Genomic DNA, 15,479 nt, shown 5'->3' with positions numbered 1-15,479 from the left:
ACAGATCACCGGCTCCAGCATCTGGTCCCACGATGTCGCGGCGGTCGCCAAACGGCGACCGCCGCCGCGAGCAAGTCGGGCGCCGGAGGTTACTACCTCCGATCGAATCTGCTCATCCGCGCTTCCGTCGAGAGCGGAAATTGCGCCGTCCAGGTATCCGTTTCGCGTGCGATCACTTCGTTGACTCGGTGGGAGAAATCTCTGAGCAGTCCCATCCGCCGGTCTATCTCGCCATTGGAGTTGGCGGGCGCCCTCGAGACGGACGCCCACTCGAGTTGGAAGTCGCACAACATCGCGTTGATCGACTGCGCGCTCCGGATGTCGCGCAGCCATGCGGCCGAAATGCCGAAGAATCGGTCGAATGCCGCGCATCCGGCGGCGCAGGCGAGCAGTGCGTAACCCCAACTCGGGTTGATGGCGTCGACTCCGGCGGTCGTCAGCAGTGGCACCAGAATTCCGAGTAAGCCCAAGGTGATCATAGCCGCGGTCAGGGCTAGGCTGGTTTGCCGCTTGGTTAGTTTGTCCCTCGTATACCGATCGCGTGCGTCTATGGCATACGTCTCGACACGTTGGAACAGCCGGGCAAGGGTCTCATCGGAACTCGACCAGTCGGCGGCGCGGAGGTCCAGCGAAGGCGGCACTCCGAGGTCCTGCGAGCGATCCCCGCCGATGGGCGATCGGTGCTCTGTCACCGCGGTACTGTATCGCCCCGAACACCGCGCTGATCATTCGATCGACTCTTCCGCAGGTCGAGCCAGCGGCGCGGTGGCCTCCGGTTGGCCTGCGACTTGTGCGATGCGGTGCCGCAAGAGGTTTCACACCTCTGGCGATGCCACACCATTGGCTGCCACCGCTGCGAGCCTCGACGGGTGACGACTAGAATCGCAAGCGATCATCACATGAGCGAAAACCAAGGTCTCACACCGCTGCGCCCCGCCCAGACGGGCCTGCGGGGAAGGCTCGCCCGGGTACTCGTCGAGGAGCCCACCGATGAGATCGATTGGCCCGCCGACCTACCGGCCGGGATCGATACCGTGGTGATCGTCGACGACGCGCCGAACCCGCATCACACACTGCGAGTGCACCCGCTGGGGGATCCCACGAACATAGCCTTGGTCGTGTTCGACCAGTTGGCGCTCTGCGCGGACTGACGACACATGGACCCGCGACGGATCGAGCTCAATCGTCGGCACAGCCGGGAGATGGGTGTGCTGTTCCAGCGGTTCGTCAACGCCCATCCGGATGTCGAATCCGAAGTCCACGGAGCACAGCTGACCGCAGCCCAAGAGGCGGCGTGGACCACCTTCAGCGCGACGTTACTTGCTCGGCATCAGGCCGAGCGATCCGCTCTTGCGGCCGACATCGAAGCCGAGCAGCGCGGCGGACTGTAGACGGGAGCACCTGGGCGAGCCACCTGTCGAGGTCGCTGGACACTCGCGGCCAGCGCCCGGGCCATAAGCCGACCCGGGCGCTGGGAGGCATCCCGTTGGCGGGACACCGAGGTTACGACGAGCTGGGAAGCTCGTCGGCGAATCCCGCCAACTCGTCCAGGACTCGGTCGATGCTGTCCGATCTGGCACCTGGTGAATCGAGGCGTTCGCGCACCATGAACTCGGCACGATCGAGCACCGTGGTGGTGAGGTCGTGCCCGAGTTCCTCCCGCAACTGCCGACGCACCTGCTGGAGGTGGTCCAGACCGTGTCGACGCACCCGTTCGACTTCGGCGGCAGCGATTTCCCGCAGTTCCGCGAGGATCCGCTCGGCATCGGCGTGCGCTTCCCGGTGGATGTGGGCCACCTCGATACAGGCCCTTGCGTCCGCTTCGGCGAAGGCCCGTTCGGCGGCCGCCAACCGGGCCGCGGCCTGCGAGCTCTGCTCGAGTTGTTCCCGAATGGTGTGCTGCGACCGGTGCATCATCGCCTTCGCCTGCGGCGCAACCCATTTGACGAGAGCGCCGACAATGACGGCGAAACCGAAAAGCTGGCTCAGGAATACCGGCCAATTCCACGTGATGTCGTAGATACCGTCACGTTCGTTCAATGCCTCCACCTCCGATCACTCGGTCTGCCAGATCACCGGCCAGCGGGTCGACGTATTCACGCAGCCGCACCGCTGCCGCGTCGGCGTGGGCCCGCAGCTCGATCGCGGCCGCGGCCGACAACTGGTCCGACTGTTCCTGCGCCCGCCCGCGCATCGAGATCAGGGTCGCGCGGCGTTCGGTTCTGGCCTGTTCGCGCAGGCGGGCCGCCTCGCTACGAGCCTGTTCCACCGAGGACCGATACCGTTCCCCGGCCGCCGCGAGGACTTCCCGCGCCCGCTTTCCATCGGCGGCGGCCTTGGCGACGCGCGCCTCCCGTTCCGCGAGCACATCGCGGATCGGCGGCACCACGAAGAGCCAAATTACCGCGAGCACGACCAGGAATATCGATAGTTCGGCGAGAAAGGTGCCGTTGGGGATCAGAAAGTTCTGTCCCGCCAGGGTTTTCGTGGCCATGGTGTCACTTGCCCGGCGCCGCGAAGGCGAACAGTGCCATGAATGTCAGGTTGATGAAGTACACGGCGTCGACCAGGCTGACCGCCATCAGATAGTTGCCGCGCAGCCTGCCTTCGGCCTCGGGTTGCCGGGCGACGCCATTGATCAGCGCCGAACCTGCCATTCCGTTGCCATAGCCCGCGCCGATCGCGCCGCCGACCATCATCAGTCCGCCCGCGAGCAGGGCCGCCGCCTGGACGATCGTCGCATGGGTCACGTCTGCCATTTGTTTTCCTTTCCCCGTTGAATAGGAATGTGGTGGTCATCGGGATTGGTGATACAGTTCAGTGCTTTTCGTGCTCGAGCGCGGTGGCCTGGCCGAAGTAGAGGATGGTCAGCAAAGCGAAGATAAAAGCCTGGATGAGCCCGACGAAGAGGTCGAACAGCTTCCACACGGCGTTCGGGCCCCAGCTCAGCCAGGCCGGAAGCAGCGCGATCACCGAGATCATCACCCCGCCGGCGAACATATTGCCGAACAACCGCAGGGCCAGCGAAAGCGGTTTCGCCAGTTCCTCGATGACGTTGATGAAAATCATCGGGCCCCAACCCGTATGCCCTTTCAGCACCTGCTTCACATGCCCGATCGGGCCGCGCCGCACCATACCCGCGGCCTGGTAAGAGAGGAAAACGAACAGCGCGAGCGCATAGGTGAAGTTGACATCCGCGGCGGGCGGTTTGATCAGTTCACCGTCGCCGTATTGCACCGGCAGCACGGACAACCAGTTCGACAGCAGAACGAAGACGAACAGCGTTACCGCCAGTGGCAGGACGAAAGGAGCGATCCGAAGTCCGACTGCACTTTCCACCTGACCACGCAGCTGCACCGTCACGGTCTCGAAGAACAACTGCACACCGTTCGGAACCCCGGAGGTCAGCTTGACGCGCAGATAGAGCGCGAGTCCCACTACGACAAGGGCCGCGACCGCAGTCGCCAGGATGGTGTCGACGTGGAAATCCATACCGAGGAAGTGCGCGGTTTCATGATGTCCCACTTCGACTTTCGTCATCGCGCACCTCGCAACACCGGCATTACCGTTCGGGTCAGCAGGACGATCTGAAAGGCCACCAGCCCGAAGAGAATGCCGAACCCATCAGGTCGCGTCAGGACGCTGACGACCAACGCGAGCGCCGTCACGCCGAACAACCGGACGCCGCTCGTCGCCGCCAAACGTTGTTTTCCGGATTCGGGGTCATGCGAGATCCACGCGACAGCAACCCGTGTGAGCCACGCGTTGACAGAGCCCAACGCCATTCCGACGCAGATGAATACACCCAACAGCAGCCGATCCAGCATCCCGGCCACCGCGAGAACCATGATTCCCACTCCGGCGGAGACGATGATCGGACGGCGGTCCACGCTGACCGTCATATGCCCTCCCATAGTGATGGCGTGACGGTATGTAGCAGAGCTGCTACATCCGGCCACAACCTCATTCTTGCTTACTACAGCCGGTAGTACAAGAGATCGGGACAAATCGGGCATCCCGGCGGGATCGGCGGTGCCTCTCGCTCAGGGCGAGTCACCGGACGTGACGGGATATCGGGTCCACGCCGCAGACAGGGATTCGGTCGGACCGCCCGGCGGCTGGATGCTCAAGGACTCCCACCCGGCCGGCGGCTTCAGCCAGGCGATCTGTGTGCCGTTGGCGAAGTAGACATCCCGGAGGAATCCCTCCTCCTGTTGCAAGGCGGCCGCGAATCTGCCACCCACGTCGCCGTGCGACTGTCCTCCCGACAACACGGCGATAGGCGACGCCGGATGCTTCCCGACCTCCCTGCGCAGATCGGGATCGTTCGCGACCACGCGTGCGAACATCTCGGGTTCGAGCGCCATCACCTCGCCTCCGGGTTCGGGTTCCGGGTTCGTGCGATCGAACGGTTCCACGTCGGCCCTGATATAGAACCGCCCGGTTTTCGCATCGGCCTCCGCATGAACGAAGAACACCTCGTCACCGGAATCCCATGGTGTTACCCGGTTCTCGGCCTGCGAAGACGTCAGATGGGTGTATCGGAACTTCACGTTTCCCGGACCGAGCGGCATGCCGCGCAGGTACGGTATGTCCGCTCCGGCCAGCGGATACGAGACGCCCCAGAACACGTCCCCCCAGCCGTACAGCACGTCTTTGCTGACGTCTCCGGTCCAGAACGACAGCTCTCGTCCGTACAGGTCGGTTCCTCGAATGGGCATGCCCGATATCGGGCGCGGCGAGCCGTCCGGGAGCGTCCAGTCGTCCGGCGCGCGTCGAATCAGCCGATTGCCTTCCATATCCGCCGCCACGTGTCTTTCGGCCGCTCCGCGGAGCTCGGCGCTGACCGGCATCAATTTCTTTTCACCCACCACGGAGGCGACCTTGTCGGCGCACTCGACCAGGCGTGCACCGATGACGTGGCCAATTCCTGACAGTTTGTCGACCCGCACTGATACAACCCCCGAAATCGACTAGAGAGAATATTTCGTTCCCCCCGGGTGCAAACTCGTCGGCGCTGTCGAGTGCACCGGGACACCGGGCGATCACAATCGAAGCCGGGCAGCGGCCTCAGCAGACCGGCCCGCCTACAACTCGGTGCCGACACAAGCGCCTCCAGATGTGTTCACCCAATCCACACAGTACGTCACGTATGACGTTCACCGAATAGTTACGAGAAGGTCCGCACCCCAGGGCATCGACAGAGTTGTCCATCTGGACGCTGTTTTCATGCGTCCGCCACAATTTGGCGAGGGCGGTACTGTGAAACCTTCGGTACGAAGACTTATGCTCGGTCGCTGGAGAATTCGTCCGGTGTGGAGAGCAATTCGGCGTAGACCGATAGGATCCGGGTGGTATGCCTGGATTGGCGCGGTTCGTCAGCGTGAGGCGCCAGTGCCCGGCGCATGTCGTGCAGTCGCGTTCGGTCCCGCGCGAGGGCCTCCAGCACGGTCGCCAGCGATTCCACCGACCGGTCGGGGGCGCGGATGCCACCCTCGTCGGGCACTGTTTCGGAGAGTTCGGGATCGCAGTACACGACGGGCAGACCCATCGCCATGGCTTCCAGCAGCACCATGCCCTGGGTGTCGCAGTCGGAGGTGAGCAGGAGGAGGTCGTGGGTGCGCATGGCGCTCAGGCAGTCGGCTTGGTCGACCTCGCCGTGCAGGTGGACACGGTGACCCAGATCCGCGCCGGCAACCGCCGAGCGAGCCCGGTCGGCCAGTGGCCCGCTGCCGTAGACGTCCAGCGTGCATTCCTCGACCAATCGCGCTATCTCGATCGCTTCGAGCGGACGCTTCTCTACGGACAGGCGACCGCACCACAGGACCCGCAGTGGTGCGTCCGGATCGGTCGCGGCGCTGTCGGTGTCGGTGTCGCGGACACGCTCCAGCAGCTCGTCGTCGATTCCGTTGGAGACCACGTGAATCGGCCGGTCCACGCCGCGCGCGGCCAAGCGGCGGGCGAAGTGATGGGTCGGCACGACCACCCGGTCGGACGCCTGGGCCTGCGCCACCAGCGGACGCCATGCCAGCCGGGCGATCCGGCCGTCGCCGTGGTGCGCCGGTTGTCTGCGCATCGGTACGAACCAGCCGTGCACGAGGCGCATGGTCAACGCGGAGAGAAGCGGTGCCGGTGAGTACTTTTCGATGACCGTCTCGTCGCGGCTCTGCATGGTCTGGACGATCGGAAGGCCATGCCTGCGGGCAGCGCGCGCGCCGGAGATCCCACCGCCGTAGGTCGTCAGCGCATGGACGACATCTATCGGGCCACGCTCGGTGAACGCGGAATCGATCCGGCGTTGGTTGGCCCGGGTCGGAAGAACCACCGGCAGCCCGTTCGACATTGATATCGGCAGCGCCTCCAGCTCCACCGTATCGCGGTCCGGCGCCACGGAACCTGGTGCCGGAGCACAGAATACGGTGACTCGATGACCGAGCCGCCGCAGCCCGGAGCACAGTGACCGCATCGCGGTTTGGACGCCACCCAGCGTTGCCGGGTGAAAGTCGGTGAAGATCGCGACGTGCACGGGTTCGACCACGCCTCAGGCCGATGCCGAGACGGCGAGTCGTTCCACCGCGTCCGCCGTGGCGCGGACACCGTTCTCGGCGGATACCGTACGGCCGAGTTCCTGCGCTTGTCTGCGTGCCTCGGGTGTCAACGTCCGGACCAAGGCATCGTGTAGCCGGTCCTCGGTCAGCGACGGATACGGGAAGTCGGCCCCGATCCCCAGCGATGAAATCCGCCAGCCGTAGAAGAACTGGTCGCTGTGCACGCCGACCACCACCGCGGGCAGGCCGGCGCGCAGCACGTCGTGGGTATTGCCGCTGCCACCGTGATGGACGACCGCGCGACACCGCGGCAGGATCCGGTCGTAGTCGAAGGAATCCAGCACGAACAATCTCCGGTCGTACCCGATACCGCGGGGATAGCCTTCACCTCGCACGGTCACCAGAGCGCGGGCTCCCAGCCTGCGGCAGACGGCGGCGATGAGGTCGCAGCACCCGGCGGGATCGAGGATCGGCATACCGGTCATACAGAAGTAGATCGGCGGCTCCCCCTCGTCGAGCCATTCGGTCAGCGCCGGATCGACCACCGCTTCACCCCACGCGTCACGCAGGCGCGCGGGCAGGATCGGCGCACCGACGACGGTCGACCGGTCCGGCCAATCCCCCGGTTTGGGCAACAGCACCGGACTCACCATGTGCACCAGCGGAACACCGTCCTCACGCATGCGCCGGAACGGATTCCGCGGCTTCCCCGGCAACTCCATCATTTCGCGCACCCGCTGATCCACCCGCCGATAGGCCACGCCGTACGCCACTTCGAATGCCGAGTAGCTGGCCAACCGCAGTCGCCGCGACGAGATCATGTGCTTGACCATGAACGACGACGGGAACTCGCCGGTGCGCTCGAGCGGATACGGCAAGCAGCCCACCACTCGCTGTCCGGTCTTCTCCGCACGCTCCATCGCCCAGGGCAGAGTCGACGCGCACGACACGATTATTTCGGCCGATTCGCAAGCGCCGCTGAGCACCTGGTGCATCCGCTCACCACGCTCGCCCGCCATGATCTTGACCGTATCCAGCATGATCCGCACGAACGGCAGCGTCTTCCCGGAGGACAGTGCGCGTTTGGCCGCAGGCGATTCCAGCAGTTCCGCGGAGTTGAACGGAATAACGTGCGGCTCGAAGCCCGAGCGCCGCACCACATCGGCGTAGTTCTCGGTGGCGGTCATCTCGACCTGGTGTCCGCGCGATCGGAGCTCGTCGGCCAGGGCGAGATACGGCTGATGGTCGCCCCGGGTTCCGGCCGTCAACAATGCGATACGCATACCCTCGACTTCCATTCGTGATCCGCTGTGATCCATTTGCATTCAGGGTTCGTCCTGCTGTCGGAGCAGCCCAGCCGTGCGGTGGCGATGTTAGTGTCTGCTGGTGACCGAAGACATGCGCTCCGGGCTCCGGATCGGAATCCTCGGTGCGGCCCGCATCGCGCCGGCGTCCCTGATCAAACCGGCCGAGCGGAACCCGGAGGTCGTCGTCGCGGCGCTGGCGGCCCGGGACCGGTCGCGTGCGGAGGGGTTCGCCCGCAAGCACGGCATCCCGCAGGTCTACGACAGCTATCAGGCGCTGATCGATGCGCCCGATCTCGACGCGGTCTATATCCCGCTGCCGAACGGCCTGCACGGCCGCTGGACACGCGCCGCCGTAGCGGCCGGAAAGCATGTGCTGTGCGAGAAGCCGTTCACCGCCAACGCCGCGGAGGCAGCCGAGATCTCGGCTCTGGCGAGCGCTTCCGATCGCGTCGTCATGGAGGCGTTCCACTACCGCTACCACCCGCTGATGGCGGCCGCCGAACAGGTCATCGCGTCCGGCGAATTGGGGACACTGCGGCGGGTGGAAGCCGCGCTGTGCTTTCCGCTGCCGAAGTTCTCCGATATCCGCTACAACTACGCCCTCGCCGGCGGCGCACTGATGGACGCGGGCTGTTACGCCGTGCACATGGCCCGGGTGCTGGGTGGCGAGAACCCGGAAGTGGTTGCCGCGCAGGCTAAGTTGCGCGAAGCCCGGATCGATCGGGCGATGACCGCCGAACTGCGCTTCCCATCCGGACACACCGGCCACATCCGGTGCTCGATGTGGTCGGCGGACGTGCTGCGCGTCGGTGCCACTGTCATCGGCGAACGCGGGCGGATGCGGCTGGTCAATCCGGTGCTGCCGCATCTGGGACATCTGCTGACGGTCCGCGCGGCGGGCGGCAGGCGGGTGCGCCGGTTCGCGCATCGGGCCTCCTACGATTATCAACTCGACGCCTTCGCCGCCGCGGTGCTGCGCGGCGAGCCGGTCGCCACCGCGCCGGGTGACGCCGTCGACACCATGACCGTCATCGATGCCATCTACCGGACCGCAGGCCTGCCACTACGCCAACCGAGCTGACGTCTCGTCGAAGAAATCGACGATATGTCCGAACACATCCAGCGCCGCGCCGCGGCCGAGGAACGTGTCGAGGTGGCCGTAGGAGGGGATCTCGATATAGCGGACATCGACAGCGGGATTGCGCACCGAAAGTACTTCGTAGCAAAGCTTATTGGAATCGAGCCAGGCCTCGTTGCGGCTGCCGGACAGCAGCAGCACCGGACAGTCGATTCGATCGGCCTGGTCGAGCGCGTTCTCCGGGAGCGCACGGTAGCGCTCGTCGTCGACGTTCCACCGGACCGCGGCGTGCGCCAATTCCATCTGCCGCAGGTGTGGCAGCACCGATAGCGGTATCGCGCCGAACAATTCGGCCAGCCGATCGTGGGTGCGCGCCTCCAGGTGGTCGTGCTCGAACAGCCTGGCGCCCATCCCCCACCCGTGCTGGACCATGCGGCAGGTCGGGTCCGGGCAGTCGCCTTTGCGCGACAGCGCCGCGTACAGCAAGGTGCGCCGGGACCAGAGCCCGACCTTACGGAAGTCGGATTCGATGTGGCTGACCCGGGAGCCGAGCAGTTCGCTGCCGAGCAGCACTCGCATGCGCGTCGACGTCCTGACCTTGGGGGTCAGGAAGACGCCCTGTGCGACCACGCCTGCCAGTCCGGGCAGCAGTCCGGCCGTCATGCTCAGCGAGAGGGCCAGCGCGCCGATACAGTGCGCCACGACGAACAGCGGACGATCCGCGATTCGCTCCCTGATCTGCGCGACCGCGGCGGGGAGGTCGTAGAGCGCGACATCGTCGAAGGTGTAGGCCGGTCCGGATTCGTTGTAGGGCAGGCGGCAACTGCCACGCCAGTCGAGCAGCCAGGACTGGTATCCCGCATCGGTCAGTACGTCGGTGACATTGCGAATCTCGGGAAGTGCGAACATCTCCGATGACACCCCGTGCCCATGTACCAGCAGCACCGCGGGTGCGTCGGCGGGACCGATCCGACGCAACACGAGGTCGAGGCCGTCGGCGGTTCGGAAGGGAATCACCTCCTCGGCACCGAGTTCCGGCACGGTCGATCGCAGATCGGTCATCGGCGGTGCTCCTTACGCGCGGCTCGGCGCAGATCCAGTAGATCGACACCGACCCGGAGAATCGGTTCCAGCAGGCCTTTGCCGAGCTGGCCGCCGAACCAGCTCAGCCACAGCAGTTTCGCCAGCCGCTGCTGCCGTTCGGGCAGCCGTGGATCGACCTGGATGCCATCGATCTGGTCGGGCAGGTAGGTGTGCATCGGCACGGCGACCTCGCCGGTGTACGACGCGGACTCCCCGGTGCGTCCGATCTCGATCACCTGTGTTCCGAGTTGCCGGACCATGCGTCGTCGCGCCGCGGCGAACTTGTATCCCTCCAGCCACCAGGAGCCACCGGAGGAATCGCGCAGCGTCAGCCGGTAATGCATGATCGGATGCCGCACTTCGTGACGCAGCGGTATGCCGTCCTGCGGCCGGACCGTCGCCGTGCCCTCGACGGCGAGGGGCTCGTCGCCCAATCCAGCGCAGGTGAGCTCGCCGGTGACGTCGATCGTCCGAGCGGCGACCATCTGCGCGCTGCTCGCGACGGACAGCGTCAGCCGTAGGTCGCAGGGGATGTCGGCGGTCTCGCCGATGGGACCGATTGTGCCGGTGAGTGTTTCGTTGAACCGCAGATAGGGCTCGTCGCCCGGCTGCGGTCCGACGCCGGCCAAGGCCGTGAGCATCCGGCTGCGTGCTGCCGGACCAGGTGACGCGGGCGCGGGCAGGCCGTTGGCGGACACGAACGCTTCGGTACGCGCGGCCGATGCGGGCGGCGCGGTGACCATCGCCGCCAGCTGACGCCGGGCGACGGGACTCTGCAGCACCTGCGCCAGCGATTCCAGTTCGGGTGCCGGTTCCTCCCTGATCGCGCGGACTACCTCATCGCACCACTGTTCCCAGTGCTGCACGCGAATACCCATACCGGCCAGCGTGGTTTCGGCGACCACCTGATCAAGTGAGGTGGGCGCGCCGGTGAGGTGATAGGTGTGGCCCCAGGCGCTCGGCGTGCCGACGATCTCCGCGGCCACCCGGCTGACCCAATCCACCGGGGCGGCATTGAGGTACCGGAATCCCGGTGCGGTGCGGAATCGCATCAACGCCGTGGTGATTCCGGTGTTGAGGTCTCGCGGGTTGTGGGCGCCGGTCTCCGGGTGGCTGCCGATGCCGCCCGGTCGGAGGATGGTCACGACGAGTCCGTGTTCGCCTGCACGGCGCAGTAGCGCCTCGGCCGCCCATTTCGATCGGTCGTAGCCGATGGGCAGCGCGGCGACGTTGGCGGTCGGATCGTCCTCGCCCAGCGTGGCGGCATCCGATCCGTTGAACACCGCCAGCGAGGAGATGTGGTGCACGGGTTTGGGCCGGTGGGTGCAGGCCAGCTCGGCGAGCGTCAGCGGACCGAGGACGTTGGTCCGGCGCAGCGACGGATAGCCGCGCAGGAAATCGACTGCGGCGCCGGCGTTGACGATCGCATCCACGTCGGCGGCGAGAGTCGTCCACCGTTCGTCGGACAGGCCGAGCCGGGGTAGGCGCAGATCGCCCGCCAGCGGCGTCACGCGCCGCAATACCTCCCGGCTCCAGGGCAGCGTGAAGCGCCGTAAGGCTTGCTCCAGCCGTTGGGCGGCGGCGTCATCGTCGTCGGCACGGATCAGGCACACCACGTGGGCGCTGCTGTGCCGCAACAGGTCGAGCAGCAGGTGACTACCGAGGAAGCCGGTCGCCCCGGTCAGCAGGATGCGGCGCGGCGCGACCCGCTGCGGCGCGGCCACCAGCGGTAATCGGTCGGCGCCCGCGAGATCGGCGAAGAGCTGGGCGAGGTCATCGGTATCGGCTTCGGCGTCCTGCCGCGGCAGTGCGGGTTCGGGGTGGTCGGCCAGCCAGCGGTGTGCCAGCCTGCGGGGTCGCGCGTCGAAGAACACTGTGTCCAGATCCAGGTGGACATCCAGTTCACGCGCCAGTGCGGCGACGAACTCCACCGCGGCGATGGAGGTGCCGCCCGCATCGAAGAAGTCGGTGTCCGCGTCCATGGTGGTCGCGGTGAACCGATTCGCCACCGCGGTGACCGATGCGGCCAACGCCTCGGCATCCATTCGAGGCGCGCCCTGATCGCCACCGTTTTCGACCAGCGGCACACGTCGATCGGTTTCGACACGCGGGGCCGCGCCCTTGCCGCCGGCGCGTGCGAGCAGCGCGGCAACGTCCAGGCCGGCAGCACCCCGATCAAGGGTCTCGCCGCGCACACGACGGTCGACGTTCGGGTTGCGGACCGTTGTCGGCTCCTCGGGAGCGGTCACCCTGTCACGTCCTCTCCACTCGCGGGCGTTTCCCAGGACCGGAACTCCCGCAGGTGATCCGGTGTCACGGACACGTCCAGCCGTTGATCGTCGGAGGTGCTGCCGAGCAGACGCGTGGCCAATCGGCGCGCGGGCGCGTTGCGGACGGTGTGCTCGACCGACATCCGTACCGTGGCGCAGCCGAGCGTATCGGCCCGATCCGCCACCCAGCTCAGCAGCCGCTCCTCGACGCCGCGTCCGAGGGCTCGGCAGCTCAGGTGCCAGCCGCTGATCCACAGGTCGTCCGCATCCGCCCGAAGTGCGAGTACCGAGATCAGGCCGTAGTCGCCGAACCGGTCGCGTGCCGTCGCGGTCCATACCTCGCCCTCGTCACGCCACCTGTCGAGATCGTCGACGGTGACCTCGGCGAGGGCGAACTGCGTGGTCCGTCGCATGAGTTGTCGTGCACGCGCCATGGTGGTGTCGGTCAGCGGCGCGATGTCGACCGCGAGGTTCAGCTGCTCGAGGAATTCCGCGAATTCTGCCGTGGCGCGAGCATGGTCGCGCTCCTGCTCCTGGCGATAGAAGTCGGCGCGGGCACGGTCCTCGGCCGTCGCGGCGACGGGAGCCATCGGCCACAGCCGCGCCAGGAACGACTCCAGTTCACCGGCGGGAGGACACGTCACCGACAGTACCTCCGGCAACAGCGCCCGCATACGCGCGACTTCCACCGGGTTGTCGTCGAGATAGCAGAAGGTGTCCAGTCCCAGCCCGAGTCTGCGAGCGACCTCCTCCAGTCGCTGGGGCTTACCGCTCCAGCCCGCCGAGACGGCGGCGAAATGTTCACGGTGCAGCGGGCTGTCGGACCGGTCCAGGATTTCGCCGACGATATCGTCATCATTGTTGGTCACCAGTACCAGCAGCGTTCCCGCCGCGCGCCACTGCGACAGCCGCCTGGCCAGCGCTCGGCGGGGCTCATCGAAAGCCACAGCGGCGGAGCCGATCTCGCCCGCCGTCCCGCTCCACAAGGTGTCGTCGCCGTCCACGGCGATCACCTTCGGCGCGGGCTCCGTCACGGCGGCGGCGGTCGCGACGAGAGTCAGGGCGACCGCCGCCTGGAATTCGGGTGTGAAGGGCAGGTGCGCCAGGACCTCGGTCCGGTTGTCGAAGGGGTTGTCCACCGGATGGTGGCGCGTCCACTCCTGCGATTCCAGCACCGCGACGCCAGGAATATCGCGCAGGCGTTCGGCGACGAGCCGCTCCCACGCGAGCAACCGTTCCTCCGGGCTGGCCGAGGGCAGGATGCCGACGATGACCGGCCGGTGCGTACGTTGGGCCACCTCGCGCACCGCCGCCGGATATTCGGCGGCGAGCTCGGCGAGCAGGTCATCGGAGACCGCGCCGAAACGTTCCAGATCCGCCGCGCGCAGCAGCACGATCCCCAGTGCCGTCGACGGTTGCGCGAAGACACCCGACGGGTCACGCAGGCAGGACAACACATGGTGATACGGCGCCTCCGCGACGGTGATCGCCGTGGCGTCCGAGGACGCCGCCGCCATCAGCTCGGGCAACCGGCCGAGCGCGAAGGTCGCGCCCAGCGCCGCACGGAGACCGGAAACCGGCTGTTCAGTGGTTCCGGTCCGGGCGGGGGCCCCGGGGTCGGCGACCGCGGCCGCGACCGTGTTCAGGTATTCCGTCCCGAACTCGGCGCAGGTGCCGGCATCGATGATGTCGCTGTTGTAGGTCAACCACACTTGGCCGGTATCCGGCAGCACCGCCACCATGAGATCGAGATCGGAATAGCCGGTGCTCACCGGAACGACCGCGGCTTGTGCGACCGCGGAATTGGCGCGCAAGTAGTTGAAGTACACCTCGATCAACGGCGCATTCTCGCGGTACAGGCCCTCGCTGGCCAGGGCGGCGAGCACATCCGCGAAACCGGCGCCGGGCACGAGCAGATTCCGCAGCCGCTCGCCGGTGCGGCGCAGCACGTCGCTGACGAGGTCACCGGCTTCAACGGCGGCCGGGAACGGAACGGGCACACCGAAATATCCGACGGCATCGGTCGCGTCGGCGTGCATGCGGGTATCCACCGGAACCGCGAGGGCGAACCGATCGACCTGCTGCCGTCGTGCCAGCACGACGGCCAGCGCGCCGAGGAATACCGCGGCGGGAGTGATGCCGAGGTCGCGGGCCCGGTCCGCGACCCGGTCGTGCAGTCCGGCCGGCATGTCCAGCGCGACCGATTCCGCACCGTAGCTGCGCTGGGCAGGCCGCGGCCGCGCCAAGGTCAACTCGAGCCGGCGAGATCCGGAGAAGGCGTCGCGCCACTGGGTGATCGCGGTGTCTTCGCCGTCGCGCCTGCTCGACTGCGCGGCGAGCAGTTGATGCATATCGCGGTTGGTCACGGCGTCGGCGAGCTGCGCGCCGGATAGTTCCGCGGCGAGTTCGCCCGCGACCAGCAGCATCGACTGCACATCGCTCATGCTGTGATGCGCGCCGAAAAGCAGTACCTGATCGGCGGTTTCGGCATTGAGAAGTTCGAAGCGCCACAGCGGACCTGTCTCCAGATCGCAAGGCTGCGCCATCAGTTCGCGGAAGCGCTCCTGTACGACGGCGTCATCGAGTCGGTCGAGGTCGCACCACCCGGCCAGAGTTCCGGGTTCACGACGGATCTCCAGCTGCCGTCCGTGCTCCTGGCTGGGCCGTATAGTGGTGCGCAGCGCCGCATGCCTGCGGGCCAGCCGCGCCAGCGCCTGTTCCAGCTGCGGCCGGGTGACCGGCGCGGGTAGCCGCACGGCGACGCCGCCGGTCTGCGCGGCGGCGGGGATACCGAGTCGTTCGGTCCGCAGCAGACGCATCATGTCGCGAGTCACCGGCAGCACTTCTACTTCGGGTACCTCGCTGGTCGTGGCGTCCGGCGCGTCGCTGTCGGCCTGCCGCAGTACCTCATCGACGAGGTGGTCGGCGAGGTCTCTGAGGCTCTGCCCGGCGAGGATCGTGCCGAGCGGCACGGAGATTCCGGTGTGCTCGCGCACCTTGTTGCGCAGCTCGACCGCCATCAACGAGTCCAGACCCAGACTCTGGAAGGGCTGCTCGGTCGCGACCGTCTCGGTGCCCGCGTGGCCGAGCACATCACCCGTCCACTCGACCACCGCGGCGAGCGCCATGGTGGTGGCCTCCGCGCGCGGTACGGCCCGGAGTTGTTCGGCGAAGCGCGATCCCGCCACCACGT

Annotated in this window: 15 protein-coding genes; 3 read left to right on the top strand and 12 right to left on the bottom strand. The window is 66.8% G+C overall.

Translation table 11 applies throughout. From position 1 onward, the window contains the following. Nucleotides 1-92: 92 nt before the first annotated feature. Nucleotides 93-692 carry an SLATT domain-containing protein gene (locus NA4_RS05200; RefSeq protein WP_067464671.1) on the bottom strand — a complete coding sequence of 200 codons (600 nt, stop codon included), beginning with the start codon at nt 690-692 and terminating at the stop codon, nt 93-95. A gap of 207 nt (nt 693-899) precedes the next feature. On the opposite strand from NA4_RS05200, the gene NA4_RS05195 reads away from it, so the two are divergent. Both NA4_RS05195 and NA4_RS05190 read left to right on the top strand, forming a co-directional pair. After that, nucleotides 900-1,151: a DUF7161 family protein gene (locus NA4_RS05195; protein WP_067464669.1), complete on the top strand. Its 252-nt coding sequence runs from the start codon at nt 900-902 to the stop codon at nt 1,149-1,151. Between the two features lie 6 nt (nt 1,152-1,157). Beyond that, the gene (locus NA4_RS05190) at nt 1,158-1,391 is read left to right on the top strand and encodes a hypothetical protein (protein ID WP_067464665.1); all 234 of its coding nucleotides are present in this window, start codon (nt 1,158-1,160) and stop codon (nt 1,389-1,391) included. A 112-nt stretch (nt 1,392-1,503) separates the two neighbouring features. On the opposite strand, the gene NA4_RS05185 is transcribed toward NA4_RS05190, so the two are convergent. The 8 genes from NA4_RS05185 to NA4_RS05150 form a co-directional block, all read right to left on the bottom strand. Then, on the bottom strand, nt 1,504-2,040 hold the full coding sequence (locus NA4_RS05185) for a F0F1 ATP synthase subunit B family protein (RefSeq protein ID WP_067464874.1): 537 nt from the start codon (nt 2,038-2,040) through the stop codon (nt 1,504-1,506). Next, complete coding sequence (locus NA4_RS05180; RefSeq protein ID WP_067464662.1) at nt 2,027-2,494, bottom strand: F0F1 ATP synthase subunit B family protein; 468 nt, start codon at nt 2,492-2,494, stop codon at nt 2,027-2,029. The genes NA4_RS05185 and NA4_RS05180 overlap by 14 nt, the downstream gene beginning before the upstream one ends. A 4-nt stretch (nt 2,495-2,498) precedes the next feature. Continuing rightward, on the bottom strand, nt 2,499-2,759 hold the full coding sequence (atpE, locus tag NA4_RS05175; protein ID WP_067464659.1) for an ATP synthase F0 subunit C: 261 nt from the start codon (nt 2,757-2,759) through the stop codon (nt 2,499-2,501). 58 nt (nt 2,760-2,817) lie between these two features. Beyond that, a complete protein-coding gene (gene atpB, locus NA4_RS05170) occupies nt 2,818-3,540 on the bottom strand; it encodes a F0F1 ATP synthase subunit A (protein ID WP_067464657.1) in 723 nt (240 codons plus the stop codon). Continuing rightward, on the bottom strand, nt 3,537-3,848 hold the full coding sequence (locus tag NA4_RS05165; RefSeq protein WP_157128824.1) for a hypothetical protein: 312 nt from the start codon (nt 3,846-3,848) through the stop codon (nt 3,537-3,539). Before NA4_RS05165 ends, atpB begins: the two co-directional genes overlap by 4 nt. 195 nt (nt 3,849-4,043) lie before the next feature. Then, nucleotides 4,044-4,952, bottom strand: a complete 909-nt coding sequence (locus NA4_RS05160) for a hypothetical protein (RefSeq protein ID WP_067464645.1) — start codon at nt 4,950-4,952, stop codon at nt 4,044-4,046. Nucleotides 4,953-5,284: 332 nt separating this feature from the next. Then, nucleotides 5,285-6,538, bottom strand: coding sequence for a glycosyltransferase (locus tag NA4_RS05155; protein WP_245671117.1), 1,254 nt, complete (start codon nt 6,536-6,538; stop codon nt 5,285-5,287). Nucleotides 6,539-6,541: 3 nt separating this feature from the next. Then, nucleotides 6,542-7,831, bottom strand: a complete 1,290-nt coding sequence (locus NA4_RS05150; protein WP_067464868.1) for a glycosyltransferase — start codon at nt 7,829-7,831, stop codon at nt 6,542-6,544. Nucleotides 7,832-7,946: 115 nt separating this feature from the next. Here NA4_RS05150 and NA4_RS05145 point away from each other — a divergent pair, with 115 nt between their 5' ends. Continuing rightward, nucleotides 7,947-8,936: a Gfo/Idh/MocA family protein gene (locus NA4_RS05145; protein ID WP_067464638.1), complete on the top strand. Its 990-nt coding sequence runs from the start codon at nt 7,947-7,949 to the stop codon at nt 8,934-8,936. Here NA4_RS05145 and NA4_RS05140 read toward each other — a convergent pair. From NA4_RS05140 to NA4_RS05130, 3 genes are all read right to left on the bottom strand, one after another. Beyond that, nucleotides 8,919-9,995: an alpha/beta hydrolase gene (locus NA4_RS05140; RefSeq protein WP_067464636.1), complete on the bottom strand. Its 1,077-nt coding sequence runs from the start codon at nt 9,993-9,995 to the stop codon at nt 8,919-8,921. The two genes, NA4_RS05145 and NA4_RS05140, sit on opposite strands and share 18 nt — an antisense overlap. Continuing rightward, entirely contained in the window at nt 9,992-12,265 is a 2,274-nt protein-coding gene (locus NA4_RS05135; RefSeq protein WP_067464634.1) for a thioester reductase domain-containing protein, read from the bottom strand. Before NA4_RS05135 ends, NA4_RS05140 begins: the two co-directional genes overlap by 4 nt. Further along, the coding region (locus NA4_RS05130) for an HAD-IIIC family phosphatase (protein WP_157128822.1) at nt 12,262-15,479 on the bottom strand (3,218 nt) is incomplete at its 5' end. The genes NA4_RS05130 and NA4_RS05135, both read right to left, overlap by 4 nt.

Source organism: Nocardia amamiensis NBRC 102102 (assembly GCF_001612745.1).
Taxonomy (GTDB): Bacteria; Actinomycetota; Actinomycetes; order Mycobacteriales; family Mycobacteriaceae; genus Nocardia; species Nocardia amamiensis.
This window is presented reverse-complemented; position numbering and strand designations above follow the sequence as displayed.